This window comes from Caballeronia humi (assembly GCF_001544475.1).
Classification (GTDB): domain Bacteria; phylum Pseudomonadota; class Gammaproteobacteria; order Burkholderiales; family Burkholderiaceae; genus Caballeronia; species Caballeronia humi.
The window spans coordinates 1-20,117 of record NZ_FCNW02000073.1 but is presented as its reverse complement, the minus strand read 5'-3'; the positions used below and the strand labels follow the sequence as shown (position 1 = coordinate 20,117).

Annotated in this window: 16 protein-coding genes and 4 pseudogenes; 13 read left to right on the top strand and 7 right to left on the bottom strand. The window is 59.5% G+C overall.

All coding sequences use genetic code 11. The annotated features are described in order from the left end of the window. Positions 1-104: 104 nt before the first annotated feature. Positions 105-446 (bottom strand): annotated as a pseudogene (locus AWB65_RS31575) (DDE-type integrase/transposase/recombinase); the annotation flags it as partial. 123 nt (positions 447-569) lie between these two features. Between AWB65_RS31575 and AWB65_RS31570 the strand changes: the two are divergent. The 4 genes from AWB65_RS31570 (at position 570) to AWB65_RS31560 (ending at position 3,227) form a co-directional block, all read left to right on the top strand. After that, entirely contained in the window at positions 570-926 is a 357-nt protein-coding gene (locus AWB65_RS31570) for a hypothetical protein (protein WP_125474264.1), read from the top strand. After that, a complete protein-coding gene (locus tag AWB65_RS37790; protein WP_235007923.1) occupies positions 919-1,581 on the top strand; it encodes a phage integrase family protein in 663 nt (220 codons plus the stop codon). The genes AWB65_RS31570 and AWB65_RS37790 overlap by 8 nt, the downstream gene beginning before the upstream one ends. Beyond that, positions 1,518-2,732 (top strand): tyrosine-type recombinase/integrase, encoded by a 1,215-nt coding sequence (locus AWB65_RS31565; protein WP_235007921.1) that lies wholly within the window; start codon positions 1,518-1,520, stop codon positions 2,730-2,732. The genes AWB65_RS37790 and AWB65_RS31565 overlap by 64 nt, the downstream gene beginning before the upstream one ends. A gap of 90 nt (positions 2,733-2,822) precedes the next feature. Continuing rightward, positions 2,823-3,227, top strand: coding sequence for a hypothetical protein (locus AWB65_RS31560; RefSeq protein ID WP_087670812.1), 405 nt, complete (start codon positions 2,823-2,825; stop codon positions 3,225-3,227). 375 nt (positions 3,228-3,602) lie between these two features. Here the strand turns inward: AWB65_RS31560 and AWB65_RS36005 are convergent, their stop codons facing one another. Next, a complete protein-coding gene (locus AWB65_RS36005) occupies positions 3,603-3,824 on the bottom strand; it encodes a hypothetical protein (protein ID WP_125474263.1) in 222 nt (73 codons plus the stop codon). A 484-nt stretch (positions 3,825-4,308) separates the two neighbouring features. Between AWB65_RS36005 and AWB65_RS31555 the strand changes: the two genes are divergently transcribed. The 5 genes and pseudogenes from AWB65_RS31555 to AWB65_RS37285 form a co-directional block, all read left to right on the top strand. Next, positions 4,309-4,764, top strand: a complete 456-nt coding sequence (locus AWB65_RS31555) for a DUF2934 domain-containing protein (protein ID WP_087670811.1) — start codon at positions 4,309-4,311, stop codon at positions 4,762-4,764. Positions 4,765-4,950: 186 nt separating this feature from the next. Beyond that, the gene (locus tag AWB65_RS31550) at positions 4,951-5,631 is read left to right on the top strand and encodes a hypothetical protein (protein WP_125474262.1); all 681 of its coding nucleotides are present in this window, start codon (positions 4,951-4,953) and stop codon (positions 5,629-5,631) included. Positions 5,632-7,169: 1,538 nt separating this feature from the next. After that, complete coding sequence (locus AWB65_RS31545) at positions 7,170-9,614, top strand: ATP-binding protein (RefSeq protein WP_087670814.1); 2,445 nt, start codon at positions 7,170-7,172, stop codon at positions 9,612-9,614. Between the two features lie 472 nt (positions 9,615-10,086). Next, entirely contained in the window at positions 10,087-11,151 is a 1,065-nt protein-coding gene (locus AWB65_RS31540; protein WP_087670809.1) for an SDR family oxidoreductase, read from the top strand. 41 nt (positions 11,152-11,192) lie between these two features. Continuing rightward, a pseudogene (locus AWB65_RS37285) lies at positions 11,193-11,366 on the top strand (helix-turn-helix domain-containing protein); the annotation flags it as partial. 519 nt (positions 11,367-11,885) lie between these two features. On the opposite strand, the gene AWB65_RS31535 reads toward AWB65_RS37285, so the two are convergent. After that, positions 11,886-12,362 carry a hypothetical protein gene (locus tag AWB65_RS31535; RefSeq protein WP_087670808.1) on the bottom strand — a complete coding sequence of 159 codons (477 nt, stop codon included), beginning with the start codon at positions 12,360-12,362 and terminating at the stop codon, positions 11,886-11,888. An 11-nt stretch (positions 12,363-12,373) separates the two neighbouring features. Beyond that, positions 12,374-12,781, bottom strand: coding sequence for a MerR family transcriptional regulator (locus AWB65_RS31530; protein ID WP_087670807.1), 408 nt, complete (start codon positions 12,779-12,781; stop codon positions 12,374-12,376). A gap of 151 nt (positions 12,782-12,932) precedes the next feature. On the opposite strand from AWB65_RS31530, the gene AWB65_RS31525 reads away from it, so the two are divergent. Then, entirely contained in the window at positions 12,933-13,625 is a 693-nt protein-coding gene (locus tag AWB65_RS31525; RefSeq protein WP_087670806.1) for an alpha/beta hydrolase family protein, read from the top strand. Positions 13,626-14,331: 706 nt separating this feature from the next. Here the strand turns inward: AWB65_RS31525 and AWB65_RS31520 are convergent. Next, positions 14,332-15,327: pseudogene (locus AWB65_RS31520) on the bottom strand (IS91 family transposase); the annotation flags it as partial. A gap of 190 nt (positions 15,328-15,517) precedes the next feature. Here AWB65_RS31520 and AWB65_RS31515 point away from each other — a divergent pair. Genes AWB65_RS31515 through AWB65_RS31505 form a run of 3 tightly spaced genes read left to right on the top strand, consistent with a single transcriptional unit; the run spans position 15,518 to position 18,656 of the window. Next, entirely contained in the window at positions 15,518-16,765 is a 1,248-nt protein-coding gene (locus tag AWB65_RS31515; protein WP_200821844.1) for a site-specific integrase, read from the top strand. Then, positions 16,762-17,670, top strand: a complete 909-nt coding sequence (locus AWB65_RS31510; protein WP_087670805.1) for a tyrosine-type recombinase/integrase — start codon at positions 16,762-16,764, stop codon at positions 17,668-17,670. The genes AWB65_RS31515 and AWB65_RS31510 overlap by 4 nt, the downstream gene beginning before the upstream one ends. Beyond that, complete coding sequence (locus AWB65_RS31505) at positions 17,667-18,656, top strand: tyrosine-type recombinase/integrase (RefSeq protein ID WP_087670804.1); 990 nt, start codon at positions 17,667-17,669, stop codon at positions 18,654-18,656. The genes AWB65_RS31510 and AWB65_RS31505 overlap by 4 nt, the downstream gene beginning before the upstream one ends. A gap of 80 nt (positions 18,657-18,736) precedes the next feature. On the opposite strand, the pseudogene AWB65_RS31500 reads toward AWB65_RS31505, so the two are convergent. Together AWB65_RS31500 and AWB65_RS31495 are read right to left on the bottom strand one after the other, a co-directional pair. Next, positions 18,737-18,916, bottom strand: a pseudogene (locus AWB65_RS31500) (transposase zinc-binding domain-containing protein); the annotation flags it as partial. Between the two features lie 20 nt (positions 18,917-18,936). After that, positions 18,937-19,812 carry a tyrosine-type recombinase/integrase gene (locus tag AWB65_RS31495; RefSeq protein ID WP_087670803.1) on the bottom strand — a complete coding sequence of 292 codons (876 nt, stop codon included), beginning with the start codon at positions 19,810-19,812 and terminating at the stop codon, positions 18,937-18,939. Between the last annotated feature and the right edge of the window lie 305 nt (positions 19,813-20,117).

Sequence of the window (20,117 nt, the reverse complement as noted above, 5' to 3'; positions counted from 1 at the left end):
GAGGCTGAGGAAACCGCTTTGGTCACACGATGAAAAAGACACTGACGCCGGTTCTGTCGCGGTAACGGCAAGACGCTGACGAACGGTGGTATAAGTAGGACTGCTTATGCTACCAGTGAGTAAAACTGCTCGGCACGGGTGTATCGGATGCCACTGCCTTCCATTTGGCCTTTGGCGATCATGTGCATGAGTTCGATGCCGCTCAACAGGATGCGGGCACAACGAAAATTCTTGAAGCCGAGCATGGGCCGCGTGCGTCGCTTGATCGCCCGATGACCTTGTTCGACAACGTTGTTCAGATACTTGTTCTGGCGAATCTTGATCGGTGTTTCCCGCTCCGCGTTGAGGGCATCCAGCGCGGCCAGGTTCGCACCGCTTTTATCGATTGTCACCGTCTCGGGCTCGCCATTTTGGTCGATTGACTTTTCGAAATAGCGCCGCGCCGCGTGGCACAAGGGGAAGGGTAGTTTTCCGATCGCGAGGTCGCGCGCGTAGTCCTGCAACTGGATGGAGCGGTTGCGCTCAAGCGTCGGGCGGCGATCGCACGGCTAGCGGGGCACCGGGATGCGGTGCCCATCCTGCCGGTCCGGCCATCGCGCATCGAGCTCGCGGTGCTGACGGCGCTCGCCCAGACCTATGGCCCGGCGTTACTCGATCAGCCGTCCTTCACGCCGGTGCTCGACTGCATCGCGGAATGCGGTGCCGTGGTGCTGGTGCAGCGGGCCCCGTGGGGCGAGCGCTCGGAGGACGTGCGACTGGCCGCACGGCTACTTGCTGCCCGCGTGCCTTTCGAGATCCTGTACGGGACCTGGCCGGAGGTGTTCATGGCGCAGGCGCACGCTGAGCTGCGTGGGTTCATGCCGCGGTCGGCGGGGTCACCCGACTCACCCGAGCGATCGGACGGCGAGGAGGGTGGCGATGACTGACCCGCGCGGTTCTTCCTCCGGTAGTCCCCCGGAAAAGCTCACCGTCGAACGGGGCTTCACGACAAAGGATGCCACGGCGCTGCGCGCGTATGTGGAACGCATCGCGCCTGCGGTGATCGCGCGCACCTACTACGACCCCGACGCCGATCCGCATGCGGCGACCCCCGGTGCGATGGAGCGGCATCTCAGCAAGATGCTCGACACACTGGTGCAGCTCGCGCTCGCCCACGGCTCGACGGTGCTCGCCGATCATTTGCGCGCGTCGATCAAACAGCATGGCTACGCGAAGCTGCCCGGCGTCACGTTCCGGATGGTGACTGAAGCCGCGCAACTGGCCGCGGCGGCACCGCATCCCGATCACGCGATCGGCGCCTGGTTGCGCCCACGCGTTGCGCGGCGGCTGAAAGGCGAGGGGATCACGACGCTGAGTGAGCTGGTTGCGTGCTGCAATCGGCGCGGCGCCAGCTGGTGGCGCTCGATTCCGCGCATTGGGCCAGGCCGCCCACGCGCGATCGTCAGCTGGTTGCGGCGTCAGCAGGCGGTGCTCGGACTGACCGTCGACGCCGACGTCGACTCGGTCGAGCAGAGGGCGTGCTGCTGGTGGCGGCCGCACTGGTTGAAGTCGTACCCGAACCCGACCCGGCGGATCGCCTGACGAGTCGACTGACGCTCGCGCCACTAGAACGGCTGTCGGTGCCGCACGCGCCCTCGGGTGCTGATGGCGAAAACCGCTCGACCGCCTTCTGTTATATCCAGGCGCAGCACGACCTCGATGCGGTGCGCGCGTATCTGAACCGCTACCGCGATCAGCCGAAAACGCTGCGCGCGTATACGAAGGAGCTGGAGCGTTTTCTGCTGTGGGCGGTGGTGCTGCGCGGCAAAGCCTTGAGTGACCTGCGGGTCGACGACTGCGAGGCGTACAAGGATTTTCTGAAAAATCCCGATCCGCGCTTCGTCGGGGAACGCTTTGCTCGGAACTCGCCGCGCTGGCGGCCGTGCGCGTCCGAGGAACCCTCACTAGAATCCCAGCGCTACGCCGTGCGAGCGTTGCGCGCTGCGTTCGCGTGGTGGGTCGACGTGCGTTATCTGGGCGGCAACCCGTGGACTGCGGTCAACGATCCGCCGGTGATTCAGCGCGCGAGCGGGATGAAGATTGAGCGCGCGCTGCCGGCTGAGCTGTGGCGACGCCTGCGCAATGAGCTCGATGTGCGGTGTGGGGAAGAGGGCGGTGCACAGGCGATTCAGTGGCGCGCCGTGCGCGCGACGATTCTGCTGATGGGCGATTCGGGCCTGCGGCGTGATGAAGCAGCCTCGGCCCGCCGTGAAAAGCTGAAAGCGTCGGTGTACGGCACGCTCGAGCGGCCCGTGTGGGAGCTGACGATCGTCGGCAAGGGGCAGCGTGAGCGCACGGTGTCCGTGAGTGCCGCCACGCTCGAGGCGTTGCGCGCGCACTGGGCCGATCGCGGCAGGAATTTCAATGGCGCCGCAATCGGGAACGCAGGGGCTCCGAGCATTGCACCGCGCGGGCCGCTGCTGAACGTGCTTGTCGAGACAATGGATGCGTTGACCCTCGATGAACGTGCGCGGCTCGGGCAGGCGAACGCCCACGCGTTCCGGCATACCTTTGGCACCCAGTCGGTTGCCGATGAGGTACCGGTCGATGTCGTCCAGAAGGTGCTGGGTCACGCTTCGCTTGCGACCACCACGATCTATGTGCAGGCGGAGCAACAACGCGTGCTCGAAGAAGTCGCCGGTTATTATGCGCGGCGCACAGAACGCGGTTCGGCAAAAGTAGTGTGCCAATAACGGCGCTTCCCTGAGGCCCATAGAGCCGCAACGAGGTGCTGCAAAAGCGCCGTCCTGCTCAACGATCGTCACCGCGACGAACGCGTTTCCATGTCAAAAAAATCGAAGCCATCGAAGCCGATGCACCGCACACCGCTTACGCGGGAGCAGCTGCTGCCGATCGCACCGAGCAAGGCGCGTACGCTTTCGCTGAAAAGCCATCTGGCGCTGGCCGCGCTGCGGCAAGGACAGGGCAACGAAGATCTCGCCAGCGAGCTCCTGAAAACGCTCTACTTGACGTTTTTCGCGAACGAGGCGGAGAAACAAAACGTGTTGTTTGAGACGTTCCTCGCAGCCGAGCTCGCGTTGAAAGCGTGCATCCACCACGCCGTAACGGCCAATGAGTGGCGGATCGACGCGTCGCACTGTGAAGTCATCGAAGCGCTCCTGCGGGTGTACGACGCGCAACTGGCGTCGCTGCCGGTCACAAGATCGAAGCGGCGAACCTACGGCTAGGACGGATGTTGGATAAAAAGGGGAGATTTCCGGACCTGACTGCGATGAAGGGGGCATTGGGACGTTCGGGAGGCGAAACGCAGACAACACAAACTACATGACAAAAATTCTCGGTCGACATGCGGTCCCGCGGTGACTTGTAGAAAGGCGGAAACCGGGCCACAAGCCGCCAGACAGCCAGAGGATTTCAATGTCGGCTGTCGGCTCAAGACCCGCCAGTGCCCGACTACCTCATACGTTCGATCGCCGGGCTTGCCCTCGATGCCGAACGGCTCGCGCCTGGAGTGCCGATTGCCTATCAGCCGACCCCGTGGCGACGATGTCGAGCGCTCCGCCTCGCTGACGCATCGGTCTGCTTGGATCAGCACGGCTCATTCAACTCACTGTAGTGAGCATGGCGCTGAGGCGTTCCGCATCAACGAGATCATAGTCGAGGCCGGCGATCGCGCGCCATCCCAAGTAGACGCCGGTCGCATAGTGTTGCTTGCGGAACTTCTCGTCCAGCGTCGCTTCGCTGCGGGCCTCCGCCATTAAACTGCGTATTTCCTTCTGGGCCGTTTCGGTGACCTGTGCGTAGGTATAAAGGTGTCTCGTCATTTGCGTCTCAAAGGTTCGATTTTAGCCTGACTTGCGCCCATGCGGTCCGGCGCTCGCTGGCCGCAGCTTCAGTGTCGAAGTAGCCTGAATCCGTGAAGTGGAGAATCTGCCTTGCATCATAAAAGAGTAGCGAACGACTTGCTGGAATCGACGCGAATCGACGCTCATCGGAACTATCGCAGTCTTGGCATAAAACACCAGCCTTGATCGTCAAATCTTACTTCGTCAAGGTGGTCTCACCGCGCGGGCAGGAGGCAGCAAAATCTTCCTTTTACTGTAGGGAAAAGCGCTGGAAGTGATCTTTCTGCGGCGTACCTGCTAAAGCGTAGGTGCTAGATCCAGCCTGTTTTGACGAAACCTTCTGTACCAAGCATGAAAATTGCGCTGTCACTGACATTCGCATGAGAAACTGAATTGTAATCGCCGCTTATTCGCCTGCGGGTGGTTATGACCCCTGGACCCACGACAAACATGGAAGATAGTCATGACGGAACGATTGGTTGACGTGTTAGATAGTCGCGGCTCGGTACTGCATACCTACCCCGTTACACTGGGCGAGTCGGGCAACGCAGCGGAGGACTCCGAGTACCAAGCAAAGGCGCTCGAAGCGGCCGCGCAAGGCCGGCTTGTGCCTGACGCTGAACTCGGCACCTTGACGTCAAGGATGCATACGAGTCGGGGGGGGCAGATGGCTCCCTATGGGGATGAACTTGAAAGGACTTCGGAAACAAAACTTGGTTTAGAGCAGGCCGTTCGAGACCGCGCATACCTGCTTTGGGAGAAAGATGGACGTCCTGAGGGACGCGCGGAAGAGTATTGGCATCGCGCGCTTGATGAACACCTTCGCGAGCGGGCATATGTTCTGTGGCAGCAAGAGGGAAGTCCCGAAGGGCGAGAAGATGAATATTGGCGTCAGCTAGTCGATTTTCAGGCTCAGTAAATCTTGCCGTTCCAGGCATGCTTAGGGAGTACGGAACAGACACCGGAGAATGGATCCGGAGGTGCCCTTGTGGCGCCGGTGTGCACTATGAAAATTATGCCTGGCAGGCATGCCACGACCTGTACGCGCGACTAGGTAGATAGCCGTGGCTGATAGTCAGGCATTTCGGGCGACGTTGTGATATTGATGCAGGCTGACCTTACTTCGTTCGCTGATTTGGTTTATCCAGAAAATGTTGGAATGCGTTTTTCAATTTCTCGCTCCGTTTATTCGGGGCATTTAGGTGGCGCAATGCCGTTACTAGTAATGCAGGTCGCTATAAACGGCGAGTTGGTGGAAGTCTTTGAAATGTCGGTCGATGGCGTTGAGGGACATCAGTTGCTTGCCCAAGCTAACGAGGATGAGCGGTCGATCAGTCGGCACGGTCAAGATCTCGAGGATGGGGAGTTATGGGTCGACTTAATTGACGCCGCAGGCGAGACAATGCTTGAACAGGTTGCGTGTTTCCACAGGGCAGACGCCCCCGATGCGCTTCAAGTTCATTTCGGCATGGCGCCGGATGTTGTGAGGGACTGTCTTTCAAAGTCGAACATCACCGCGCTGTACGCAAGGCATCGGGCGGCGGCGGAAGCTCACTTCAGAAAGCTGGATCGGCTAGTGGACTGCTCTCCGTTGAGCTCCCGGCAGAGCAACCGGCGGCGCCTGGGCGAAGCGAGCGTGATGGATCTGGTCACGGAATTGCGCAGGCGACTTGGGGCACAAGACACGCAGCTGGCATTGAACGAACTGCCAGCCCCAGTGCGTTCAGCGGCAATGCAACTGACCGAGGCGACACGAGCGTACCTTATGGCCGTCCAACGACTGTGACACATGCTGCGGGGGCTATGAGAACGTGCGCTGGTTATCGGTTCTGCGTATGTCGGACGAACACAGGCGGCCGCTATGGGACTGTAACCGGCGACTTCGGCGAGGTGCCCGGCAATTCGGAACGTGGGTGGGACCTGGCTGCAGATCGCATTGCTTATGACGTCTACCACCGGCTACGCTCGCCGGTTTTGGCTAGAGATAAAGAGAGCATTCCGAGCCGGATGAACACCGCATGATCGACGACGTCTTACTACCAATTAAACGGCGGATTCTCAAACGATTGGATTGCCACGTCGCGGGTAGCGGCCCATCGCGCAAGGCTCAAAGGATTGCTTAGGCTGTAAGGCTCCCAGTAAGAAAATGCCATTTACGCGCGCATCAAGCTCGCGTTATCTTCGTTCAAATGTAAGCGCTAATTTGGGTGCACTACGTGCTCAATGATGTGCGCTTGCCAGTTTCCCCCAAGCACGACGATTCCTATTGTCTGCATGCAACGCATGTTCCCGGACTCGAAGCACTTCAGGCGCGTGCAGGCCAGCAGATGAAAGCTATTGCTGTTTCGGCAACACGGACTAGCAGGCGGAGCCGCTACGGGCGCACACATCGCTTCGTGCCAGCCTCGACAGTGACGACCCGTGTAATCGCCGCGAGGGGTGAGCATTTGCAGTGTCGTCGCGATCGGATCGTGGAAGGCACTCGTTAGAACCGGCCGCCTGCCTGGAGACGCCACCCGCGCGGTCGATTCCAATTCCTGTCGTTAGAGGCGCGCAGCAAATATGTCACCTCCAGAGCGGAAGCGGCGAAGTGCTCACCAACAATTTCCGTGGCAACGTATTCCTCACAGCGTGGGCGCCAACATTTCTGCCTTTAGCAAAACCTTCCAGGTGAGCATGAGAATTGCTGTGTTCCTGACGTCTGCCACGACAAAACCGGGAGATCGTCACGAGGGTCGGTTGTACCTCTACACCAAAACCCGAACTTGAAGACATGTCATGATGGAAAAATTGGCTGCCGAATTAAATAGCCGCGGCACATTACTGCACTCCGACCCCGGTTACGCTGGCGAGCCGGGGCAGTACAGTCCACGTTGCGACTAACAAGCTAAGGCATTCAGATGAACTTCCTTATTGTTGTGCGCGGCGCGCCTTGAGTAGCTGCCTCTACACTGCCGCTCATGCATCGCGGAACTTGGCGCCATGGCTCTTATGCAATGAGCACATGACGGAAAACGGCTGGATGATTCTTGGACAGTCTGTGTTATAGGCCGAAGTAACGCACCATAGGGGAAGCTAGCCCGTTCAATACGCGCGATGTTGTGCACGAGAGGTAGAAACTGACTGAAAGCGCTTGTCATCGGCGCGCAGTCGACCTATGGACGGACAAGCAGAGTATTTGCATGGGAGGCTTTGCGCGCACGTTTGGTTCAAGCGCGGAGTAAATTCGTCATCGGGCCTCTTGACTCGATCTTCGCTTGCAAAATGCAAGCTTCACGCTGAACTCTGCGAACAACTATGCTAATGGCGGGTTTCTGGAACACCATGTTCGAGGGCGATGGTGAAGTTCGCGCGCGACTGCGCCAGCTTGACTGGAGCACTTCGCCGCTGGGTCATCCTTCAAGCTGGCCAGCACCGCTGACCACGGCGGTCAGTATGGTGCTCAACTCAGCGTTCCCGATGTTCGTCGCTTGGGGACCAGGCCTCGGCTTCCTGTACAACGACGCCTACGCGGTCATCATGGGCGGCAAGCATCCGAGCGCCTTGGGCCTGCGCTTTGAGGATATCTGGGCTGAAATCTGGCCCGATATAGCCCCCATCATCGAGCGTGCCCTGTCCAATAGATCCGCGTATTTCGAGGACCTGCCGCTCACGGTGGTGCGGCGGGGTTACCCCGAACAAAGCTTCTTCACGTTTTCTTATTCTCCCCTGCATGACAGCGACGGGCAGGTGGGCGGCATCTATTGCACGGTTATCGAGACGACCGACCGCGTGCTGGCAGAACGGCGCGCGGCGTTCGAGCTGAAGGTGTCAGATGCACTGCGCCCGCTCACTTCGCCTGAAGACGTTGTTGCCTGCGCGAGCGCGCTGCTTGGCGAGCAGCTCAATTTGGCCCGTGTAATCTATGGGGAATGTGACGAAACTGGCGGCAATTTCTTTGTGCGGCGTGACTGGACGAGCCCGTCTTTTTCTAGCTTGGCGGGGATGGAGTTCGTCCTGGAGGAGTTCGGACCTGGCATCATCAACTCGATGCGTGCCGGCCAGATTGTGTCAGCCCGCGACAGCGGTACCGATTCGCGCACCATCAAGTTTGCCAATTCGTACGGGATGACCGGCATCCGTTCGTTCGTGGCGGTGCCACTCATCAAGTCGGGACGGCTGGTAGCCTTCCTTGGCCTGCACCGTGCCGACCCCTATCACTGGACTGATACTGATATTCGTTTCGCGTGCGACATGGCGGAGCGCACCTGGTCGGCGGTCGAGGCTGCACGAGCCCAGGCCGAGTTGCGTGCCGAGCGGGACCGCAGCCGTTACATCTTCAACGCGATCGCTGAGGGCTTCATGCTGATGGACCGGTACTGGACCGTGAAGTACATCAATGCGGAAGGGCAACGAATCGCGCGCCTGCGCGAGACGCAGGTCGTCGGGCGCAACCACTGGGACATCTGGCCGGAGGCGATTGACACCGACAGCGCACGAATGTACTACCGCGTGATGGAAAGCGGCGAGGCTGGCACCTCCGAATACCGCCAGAGCTATCTCGACAGCGATGACATTTGGATCGAAGTACGCGCCTACGCGACCGGCGAAGGTGGGATCGCATCGTTTTTCCGCGACATCACCGACCGCAAAGTAGCCGAGCAGAGTCTGAGGGCGGCTGACCAACGAAAGGACGAGTTCTTGGCGATGCTTGCGCACGAGTTACGCAACCCATTGGCACCCATTTCCGCTGCCGCAGAACTGCTCAGGCTTGGCAAGCTAGACGAAGCGCAGGTACGCCACAGCAGTGCTGTCATCGGGCGCCAGGTGGCGCACATAACGGAACTGGTGAACGACCTGTTGGATGTCTCACGCGTCACGCGCGGGCTCGTGACGCTGGTGAAGGCCCCCATCACTGCGCAGACCATCGTCGAGGATGCGATCGAGCAGGTCCGGCCGCTGATTCAGCTGCGCCGGCAGCAACTCATAGTGCACTTGCCGGTGGAAGAGGTGACCGTCCTGGGTGACAAAGCGCGGCTGGTGCAGGTGGTGGCCAATCTGCTTAACAACTCGGCAAAGTACACTCCCGATCTGCGCCACATTGAGATTTGCGCCGAGAGCGACGGCGGCGAGTTGGTGATGACAGTGCGTGACGAGGGCGTCGGCATGGAGGCCGAGCTGACCACGCGTGCGTTTGACCTTTTCGCTCAAGCCGAGCGGTCGTCCGACCGCTCGCTCGGTGGTCTGGGACTGGGGTTGGCGCTAGTCAAGCACTTGGTCGAGCTGCATGGCGGCACAGTCCACTGCTCAAGCCCGGGTCTCGGCAAGGGCAGTACCTTTGTCGTCAAACTCCCATTGATGCCTGCTCCGCCGGTCGTACCGCCCCAATCGGACACGCAGTCGCCGGCGGGCGACCGGCTAAAGCTGATGATCGTGGACGACAATGTCGACGCGGCCGAAGCGCTCGGTATGCTCTTGGCGTTCTATGGGCACGAGGTGATCGTGGAGCACGAATCGCGACGCGCGCTTGAGCGCGCGCGGCAGGAGCGACCCGATGTCTGCTTGCTCGACATCGGCCTGCCCGACATGGACGGTAATGAGCTGGCGCGGCGGTTGCGAAAGCTCCCCGAAACGGCCGGTGCCACGCTGATCGCGGTAACTGGCTACGGGCAGGAAAAGGATCGCCAGCTCAGCGCGCAGGCCGGGTTCCACCATCACCTGGTCAAGCCGATTGTCATCGAACAGTTGGCAGGGTTGCTGGCAAACTTTCATCCGTTGCCGGACGGCTGAGGCCGCAGTCGGCCCCTTGAGTAGGAAAACAGCAGGCGTCCCAGTGCTCTGATCCATCAGCACATGGCGGAGCAGATGAGTGCACGGGCCTCGGGATATTAAAAAACTCAGGTTGCTCTTTCATACGGCAGCAGAGTTTGGCCCCGTCCATTCGGCGCATCATTCCCTGACGACACGGTTTAATATTTTCGCATGAGGAAATTAAGAGCCTTGCAGCCATCACCGGCACAAATGCCTCGTCGCCCTCCACACCAAGGCAATCGGTCAGCCGTTCGTCGCAGCCCCAGATCTTGTTCGCCGTCTTGGACACGGTTTGCCGCTGGCAACGTCAGACCGGACCACATACCATGGTGGCGGTGTGAAGGGTATGTCGACTATCCCCCGCACGAAGCCTATTAAAGCGAGCCGGCCGGTCTTGGGCGCCTCCAAGTCGTGGGCGCTCGAATCATGTACATTATTGGGAAGCGATCAAATGCAAAAAAGGGCACTCATTGTTGGCGCAAGCGGTATAGTTGGCAGCAATCTAGCTAACCAGTTGCTGTCGACCGGCTGGGCCGTATCCGGTCTCTCACGTGGCCGCACAGCGTTGTCGCCTGCTATCGAACCGATTGCCGCCGATCTTACCTCCGCGACGTCCGTGAGCGAAGCGCTGGCCGGGAAATCCTTTACTCATGTGTTTTTTACTGCGTGGTCGCGCCAGGACACGGAGAAGGAAAACATTCGCGTAAATGGCGGCATGGTAAGTCATGTGCTGGATGCCGTCGGGACGACAGACACTGTGTCGCATGCCGCGCTCGTCACCGGCCTGAAACACTATCTCGGACCATTCGAAGCCTATGCGACCGGCGCGATACCTCTCACGCCGTTTCGCGAAGAGCAGGGCCGCCAGCCCGTCGACAATTTCTACTACGAGCAGGAAGATCGCCTGTTCGATGCCGCGCAACGCTACGGGTTTAGTTGGAGCGTGCATCGGCCGCACACGATCATTGGCTACGCGCTCGGAAACGCAATGAACATGGGCGTGACGCTCGCGGTCTATGCGTCGCTTTGCAAGCAGACTGGCGAACTGTTTGTCTTCCCGGGGTCGGCAACACAATGGAATAGCCTCACTGACATGACCGACGCGCGGTTGCTGGCTCGTCACATCGAATGGGCCTCTACGTCCGTCAATGCACGCAACGAGGATTTCAATGTGGTCAACGGTGACGTGTTCCGGTGGAAATGGATGTGGTCGCAAATCGCCGGGTATTTCGGGATTGAGGCCGCTCCATTTGAAGGAGAAGCGCGGCCACTCGAGACCCGCATGGAGAATGCGGCGAAAGCGTGGTCAGAAATCGCACCACGCTGCAATCTCAGAGAATCGAATATCGGCGCACTGGCGTCCTGGTGGCATACGGACGCCGATCTTGGACGTCCCATGGAAGTGGTGACGGACATGACGAAGAGCCGCAAGATGGGCTTCCTCGATTATCAAAGCACACCAGAATCATTCTTCACGCTTTTTGAGCGGCTCAAAGCCGAACGGGTCATTCCATAATTTGGTGCGATTCGCAGACATCGTTTCAATTAAATTCTTTCATGGACCGCGAGATTGCAAAACGCTTGCAATGGGTGCGCATCTATGTGGAGACTGGCCACGCCGGTCTCGTGTGTGCGCGTTGCGGGATCTCGCGTCTGACGTTACGCAAATGGGTGACGCAGTATCGCGAGACAGGCGAGCAGAGACTTCAATCCCATAGCCAAACGCCGCTCAACGGTCAAACAGGAAGGTAACGGAGCTTTCGACCGGCAGTTCGAGATTACATAAAGGAACTTAGTCACGTTTATTGGTAATCCTAACTGTAACCCGCGAACTCGCCGATGATCAGCGTCATTGTGTCTTCAACGGTTCGGGGCATGCGTTCGGTGGCAGCGGAGAAACTTTGATGACAGCCAGGCGCGCGTTTCGAGGGCAGTCGAGCTACTACGGTACTTCCACCGTCGTTTAAAGATGCTTCCTATGTCGGAGATACTTTAACGTGCGCCTAATGGGTCGACGAACTGCTAGAGAAAGTACCGCTGCGACGCACAGGTCCATCGTTGCCTTTGGTCTACAACTCTCGAAGAATGGTCGTCGGCGTGCTGATCAGCGTTTTCAATTTTTGACTCCGGGATCCCGAGCCCAAAACGAGAGCGAGTCCACCCCATGTACCACGTCGCAAACAAGTCAGCGCTGTCGGGACGAATACTTCCAGAGTTACCTTCTGGCGTTCTGCCTGTGCAAGTTCCATGCTATTCCCCGAATTTGTGGAGCCGGATCGAAAGGTCGCCCAGCCCATCGAATGGCATCTGCGTGCCCATCTTGAATCGGGCCTGCGTTAGCGGCCCCATTTTGTGGAGCTCACGGGGTTTTAACACTGCTATAAAGTCTCTACAGTTCAAACAGGATCGAGGCGCGTACATAGTTGAGCGATGTCCTAGGACTGGCGTCAACACCCTCAGGTGTTGCTCCAATCCACAGCGCTCGGCCACCGAACACTTCTGCGGCCAAAACATGCAGCGGAAAAACTCCTGGTCGACTTTGTGCAGGCCTTCCTCGACGACGAGGATCGCATCCGTGCCGACACTTGGCATCGCGACTGCTTTGACTTTCTGACAGTGCAGCAGGTGATAAATCTCATTCAGTGACTCACTGCCTCGACCGGAAGCAATTCGCTCAACTTCCGTCACAGCCTTGGTGAATGGGTCGATCAGATAGGTTCGTATCATGGTTACAATCGTCACCGAGCGTTCGGCACCGCGAGCCGGTGAAGGAGTTTGTATTGCTCGGATTTCCGACTGTAGCAATCCGCCTCTTGCTTAAGTCCGCGCCACAACCGTTGGAGTTTCCGAATCTCGCTTCTAAGTGCATCGAGGTGATCTCGTGTCATACGATCGGCGTCCACCCAAGGTTCCTCTGCATAACGTGCAATTTTGAGCAACTCACGGATTTCGTCGAAGGTGAAGCCGAGCTCACGGCCGTGCCGAATGAACGCCAGACATTCGACGAAGGTGTTGTCGTATTCGCGAAACCCATTGCTGGCCCGGGAGGGAGCGGGCAACAGAGCCACCTTCTCGTAGTAGCGAATCGTTTCGATACTGGCGCCGGAGAGTCGGCTCAGCATGCCTATGGAATAGGTGACGGTCATGATAAGTCCTATAGCCTGCCTCGTGCTCCAATTTCCCCAAGGTTACGCTTGCAGCTATAAATAATGATAGTTGGCTTATTGTGGTTGCGCTCCCCGATGCCTCATTGATGCAGAATCGGCGCAAAGGCCACAACGACACGACCTGAATACGATGGACGACCCAGAATCGCTTTCCCTGGCACTGCCCGACGGCTCTAAGGTCTCTGCGCTCCTCCGAGTGCCGGAGGACGCGCGAGCCCTATATGTCTTTGCGCACGGTGCCGGGGCGGGCATGCAGCACGCCGGCATGTCGTCATTGGCTGACGCGCTTGCGGCATCCAATGTCGCCACATTGCGCTACCAGTTTCCGTACATGGAGCGGGGCTCTAAGCGGGTGGACTCGCCGGCCGTGGCACATGCTGCCGTGCAAGCAGCCGTCGCAGAGGCCCGCCGGCGGCTGCCTGCCCTGCCGCTCTTCGCGGGCGGCAGGTCGTTCGGCGGCCGCATGACGTCCCAGGCCCAAGCCATCTCACCGCTCGACGGCGTGCGTGGCCTCGCTTTCGTCGCATTCCCGCTGCACCCGGCAGGCGCGCCCGGCGTAGAGCGGACACACCACCTGGCGGACGTCACGGTGCCGATTCTCTTCCTGCAGGGCACGCGCGACAAGCTGGCCGAGCTTCACCTGCTGAGGTCGGTCGTCGAGACGCTGGGGCCACGCGCCACGCTGCACGTGGTGGACGACGCAGATCACTCGTTCCACGTGCGCGCGTCCTCCGGCCGGACCGACGCGGAGGTCGTGCTCGAACTAGCACGGACGATGTCGGCGTGGTTCTTCGCCGAAGGAGAGTTCGTGCGCGCTACCTGAGCAAGTGAGCAAGCGCAGGAATGCTTGTAGCAGGAGTCGGGACGGGGAGCCGGCGAACTCGCCGTGCTGCACTCCCCCTCAATCCCTTCGCTATCCGCGGATGATCTGTCGCATAGCCACGATAAGCGACGCCTGTCGCGTCGGCGGCATTTTCCCAGTGCCGAGTGATGAATTCGTCAGGTCCGCTTGCGGTGTCCGCCCGGAATCGCGGAGGGCATCTGCTTTGATTTGGCTGGCACCGATCCGTGAGTGACCGCTTAGAGATGCAGCCGAAACCAGACTGGCGGAGCGTCGAACAACGCACATTGGCGGGTCACTGCCCGACGCGGTCGCCCGAAACCGTTTAGGTTTGTTCACCGTTTAGGTTTGTTCGATGCCTGCCCTCGACCATGAGCGCGTGAGGTAAGGACAATGCGTGCGGGCAGGCGTTGAATAAACCTCGAGGAAAGAAACCGCGGAGTGGTCCGATGCGGCCAACTTCTTCACTATGGTGATTGATCAATCTGACCGATCTTTGTTGCGGGTCGATGGCGGGTGATGCGAGCGCCCGGAGAGGCTTGGATGCGGCAATGGAAGCGATTCCGCGTGCGATTTCGAGTTCGGAGTACGTCTGTGCAACGGTGCATGACACCGAAGGCACAATCGTCCACTCTTCGGCCTCGCTGACGCAAAGCCGACGATTGAACTGCGGATCGACATGATGCGCTCATCGCTGTGCTGCCTTTGGCGGTGCGCGAATCGGTACGGTGCGCGTCAGAATGTCGATGACGAGCATCGGCGCGCCACAATGGCAGCAGATTTACGTCGGTCGATCGACGATGACTGCGTCGTGCGGTGACGGGCTGAGTTTGGGTCCAACGCCGAGCAGCGTGCGAATCTTGGCTAGGTTGGCGCGGCGCACTGGGTTGGCGAGCAACCCGTAATGGCGGATGCGATGGAATCCACCGGGCAACACATGGAGCAGGAAGCGGCGCATGAACTCGCCGGATTCGAGCGTCATCGCTTTATAGCGAGTACGGCCCTTCTCTCGGTAGTCTTTCCAGCGGAAGCGCACGCTGCGTCCATCGAAAGCGAGCAGGCGTTGGTTGGCGATCGCGACGCGATGGGTATAACGTGAGAGGTAGGCGAGCACTGCTTCAGGGCCCGCGAACGGACGCTTGGCATACACGAACCATTCAGAGGCGCGCAGCGGCGCGAGCCACTGCGCGAAGATCGCTCGATCAGCAAGCTGCGCATACTCGCCGAAGAACTGAAGCCATCCGCGCTGATGAGCATCCATGAGCGCTTCGAGGAAGCGCCTACGAAACAAACGCGAGAGCACACGCACCGGCAGAAAGAAACCGGGCCGACAGGCGATCCAGCGATCGCCGGTTGCTGACAGGCCTCCGCCAGGAACAATACCGTGCACATGCGGATGATGTGTGAGCGCTGAGCCCCAGGTATGCAGCACGAGCGTGGCGCCAATGTCGGCGCCCAGATGCTTAGGGTCCGCCGCGATAGTGCGTAGCGTCTCGGCGGCGATGTCGAACAGCAGCCCGTAGATGACGCGCTTGTTATACCAGGCGATCGCACTGATCGGTGCGGGGAGCGTGAAGACAACGTGGTAGTACTCCACGGGCAGCAGATCGGCTTCTCGCGCCTCGAGCCAACGGCGTGCGGCACTGGCGTGACACTTCGGGCAATGGCGATTCCGACATGTAACGGAGTGCACTCCGTTACGTGCCTTATGGGAAGTTCTGTCTAACGGGGAGTTGCAGATCAGATTCGACACGAATGCGACTGGCCGCGTCGGTTTGGTGCCTGGTTGGTCGCCGGTCAACTCCCCATAAAATCTCGATTCTCCTTTGCTATGGTTGTCTGGCCTTCCCCGGCAACCCTCATAGGAGGACGTGATGCTAGACACATACCTGGTAGCACCCAAAACCCTGAAACGCCTGCGCTCGGGGCCCAGCGGAGCCTTCATTGATGACTTTGCTGACGCGCTGGAACGGGACGGATACTCCGCGGCCAGCGCGATACGTTATCTGCGTGCCGCCGACCATCTGGGCCGCTTCATGCAGGCGCACGGCGGCACCCTGGCCGATGCGGATCCACAGACTCCAGAAATCTTCTATCGTCATCTGCTTACCTGCACCTGTTCGGAAGCAAAAGGAGGTAAAGCCAACCACCATCTGTATTTCGGTGCCAAGCGCTTTCGCGAATACCTGATTGAGATCGGCGTCTGCCAGGACAACAAGCCCTCGATTGCCGAGAATCGAGAGCCGGCAATCGTGAGCGGTTTCCGGCGATGGTTGCACACGCACCGAGGCGCAAAAATGTCGACCATTCGGCTCTACTGTCGTGATGCCGCAGCGATGGTGGAGGTGCTTGGTAGCGACGCGACCCAGTGGGACGCAAAGCACGTGCGCACGTTCCTGTTGAACAGTGCCTGCAACTGTGGCATCGGTACCGCAGAGAAGCGGGTCACGAGCACGCGAGCCTTCCTGCGTTATCTCGGTGTTCAGGGTTTATGTCGAGCCGGACTCGATCAAGCGGTTCCGGCGTTGGCGCACTGGCGCCTGGCGACACTGCCACGGTGTCTGAGCGCTGACGAAGTTGACCGTCTGATTGCCGCATGCGATGGCAATTTACACGGGCGCCTTCGCGATCGCGCGATTGTCCTGTTGCTGGTGCGACTCGGGGTTCGCGCTGGTGACCTGGCGAACCTTCGCATGAGCGATATCGAGTGGGAAACCGGGACGCTGCGCGTCTCGGGAAAGGGGCGCTATGAAGTTCGTCTGCCGCTGCCGCAGGATGCTGGTGAGGCACTTCTGCGGTACATCGAGTCGCGACCTCAAGTTGCCTGCAGCGACCACGTCTTTGTTCGAAACATCGCCCCCTTCAAGCCGTTTATCTCAGGCGATTGCATATCCTCGGTAGTGAAGCGTGCACTGAAACGTGCCGGGGTGAGTTCGCCCGCCAAAGGCGCCCATCTGCTGCGACACACAGCGGCGACCGAGATGTTACGTCATGGGCTTCCCCTCGACCAGATAGGCCAGGTCCTGAGGCATCGCGGCATCGACACCACGGCCTATTACGCCAAGGTCGACGGCGCGTTGCTCAGGCAAGTCGCGCAGCCATGGCCCGAGGTGACGAAATGATGCCGGCCGTTGAGTCCTATCTTGCCGCGCGGCGTGCGGCCGGCTTCAAACTACTGAATGCAGACTATCTGTTGCACAGCTTCGCGTGCTTTTCCGTCAAGCGCGGTGAAACGCACGTTCGCGCGCAAACCGCAATCGACTGGGCCGCTGAGGCTGGGTCGGTAGCCCAGCGTGACGCGAGGCTAAAGACGGTGTGTCGGTTCGCCCGGTATATGCGTACCGAAGATCAAAGTCATGAGTTGCCGCCCGCCCGATACTTTGGCTATCGAAAGACACGCCGTGTCCCGTTCATCTACTCGCGCGCCGATATCGAGCGCCTGGTCAACGCAGCCTTGCAATCAGGTCCTCGCGGCATGTTGCAACCACAAACGTATGCGACATTAATCGCCCTACTGTCAGCCACGGGCATGCGGATCTCTGAGGCCCTGAACCTGCGGCGTGCCGACATTACTCCCGAAGGATTACTCATTCGAAAGAGCAAATTCCAGAAGACGCGTCTGGTTCCACTGCACGAGACGGCGGCGGAGGGTTTGCAGAGGTACTTGACCCTGCGGCGGCAGTCCCGTCCGGGCGACGACCATGTGTTCGTTGATGACGATGGTCGCCCGCTCAGATATACGGTCGTTTACTGGATGTTCCAGAAGCTGTTGAAGATCGCCGGCATCGGCACCACCCACAACGGTCACCGTCCCCGCCTGCATGAGCTCAGGCACACGTTCGCCGTCAGGGCACTGGAGGCGAGCCCGGAAGGCCGGGACCGCGTTGGGCGGCACATGTTGGCCCTTGCGACCTACATGGGTCACGTCAACATCAACGCCACCTATTGGTATCTGGAGGCTACTCCCGAGCTTCTGAATGACATTGCTGTCGCCGCAGAGGGGTTTCTCACTGGAGAACAGAAATGATCCCGATCGCACCGCACATTGTGGCATTTCTTCGTCAAAACCTTGCTCATGAGAGAGGCGCCAGCCAACACACCTGCGACTCCTATGCTTGCACCTTTCAGCTCCTGTTCGAGTTCGCCGCCGGTCGACTCAGGATGACGCCGTCGTCGCTAGCGCTGGAGCAACTCGATGCGAGACTGATCAGCGACTTCCTGGAATATCTGGAAGATACGCGCCAGAACTCGCCTGGGACTCGCAATGTCCGGCTAGCTGCAATCAGGTCATTCTTCCACTTCCTTGAGTATCGCGAGCCCGCGATCCTCGAACAGGCGCGACGAATCCTGGGCATTCCCTACAAGAAAACTGATTCACGGTTAGTGCCGTATCTGGGCGAGGAAGAGGTTCGGGCTCTGCTCGATGCGCCTGATCCGTCAACGCGCGAGGGGATCCGGGACCGGGCGATGCTGCATCTGGCCATCTGCGCTGGACTGCGTGTATCGGAACTGACGGGTTTGCAAGCCGCCGATGTTGTGTTCCCGTCAATGAGCATCAGTGTTCACGGCAAGGGTCGGCGGGAGCGCGCGTTGCCCCTGTGGAAAACGACCGCTAATGCATTGCGTGCCTGGATAGTGGTACGGGGAACTGTTGCAGTACCGGAATTGTTCGTCAATGCTCGCGGTGAAGCAATGAGTCGCTGGGGTTTCGCGTACATCCTTAAATGCCACGCTGAGACCGCTCGTCATGCGTGTCCTTCGCTATCGAAGAAGCAGGTATCACCACACGTGTTGAGGCACACCTGCGCAATGATAGTACTACGAGGCACACAGGATATCCGGAAAGTGTCCTTATGGCTCGGGCATAGCGATCTGGCAACCACTGAAATCTACACTCGCGCTGATCCCACTGAGAAGCTCGAAGCCCTCAACGCGATCGTCCCACCGCATCTGCGCAGAGGTTCGTTTCGGCCGTCCGATAAGGTAATCGCCATGCTCAGGGCCAAGCTTTAATGGAGAGTTAAACGGGCGCGGAGTCCGCTCCGTGCTCGCTGCGAGACATCTTCTCCCCATAGGGAACCACTTCCCATAAGACATGAGTTATAGGCGATCTCGGTTCGCAAGCAGCTTGAACAACGCAGCACATGCCCGCCCAGCGCCGCGCTGCGGCACTGTTCGATGGCCGACATCACCTTCAGCTGTCCGAGGCTCAGTGCTACCGTGCTTCGCCACGTGGGCCCGCAGGTGCGGAAGATGTCCGCGACCTCCAGCATTGGATCGGTCCGCGCGGCCGTTATTCGAGGCGCAGGCACTCCAGCGGACTGACGACTTCATGCAGCAAGTCGGTAGCGACCTGCGCGTAGAGCGCTGTCGTTTCGAGCTTCTTGTGGCCAAGCAGCACCTGAATCACGCGAATATCCACCTTCTGCTCGAGCAGGTGCGTCGCGAAGCTGTGGCGCAACGTATGCATCGATACGCGTTTGTCGATCTGCGCGGCTTCGGCAGCGGCGCGAATCGCGCGATTAAGTTGCCGAGGCGTCAGTGGGTCGACAGGATCGAGTCCTGGAAATAACCAGCCGCCATCGGGCATCTTGCCTTGGGAGCGGGCCACGCGCCACCAAACTCGCGAGCGTTCGAGCAGCACCGGCGAGAGCATCGCATAGCGATCCTTGCGGCCCTTGCCTTGTTCGACGCGCAGCGTCATGCGCTGGCTATCGATGTCGCCCACTTTGAGCGCGACCACTTCGCCGGCGCGCAACCCTGTGCCGTAAGCCAGCGACAACGCCGTCTGATGCTTTAAATTGCCTGTTGCCGCAATCAGTCGTCGGACCTCGTCGGGGCTGAGGATAACCGGCAGTATGCGCGGCACGCGCACCGGCTGCATCCTAGCCATCAATTCCGGCTGCTGAAGCGTGATCTCGAAGAAGAACTTCAGCCCGGTGATCGCGGCATTCAGGGAGACGGGAGACGTCCCGCGATCGACCAAATATAACTGGTAGTTTCGCAGGTCTTCGACAGTCGCCGTGTCGGGTGAGCGTTTGAGGTATCGAGCGAACTCGCGCACAATGCGCAGGTAACCCGTTTGTGTCTTGGGAGAAAGCTGGCGCATGCGCATGTCGTCCGTCATACGCTGACGCAGAGGGCTGACGCCCAGTTGATTGGAGGTCATGGTGCAGCTCCGCTTGGAGAACGAGGCGGATTGCTTCGACCTCCAACATACGGAACTGCGCTGCGGGCTTCTCTGAACCTCTCACGCCCAGCCGTAGCCCCCTACCGCGCGAGCGGTTTCGTTCTACGACCCGACGCAGACATTCGACCCAAATCCAGCCATACGGCAGCTTTACAAAGTACAGCGGTCATCTACGCAGTCACCTTGTTCGCTGTGGGCAATTCACTTGACCGCCAGGTGCACGCGAGGATCGAGTTCATCCAGACGGTTGACCCCTAGCATGGCCATGTTTCTGGAAATCTCCG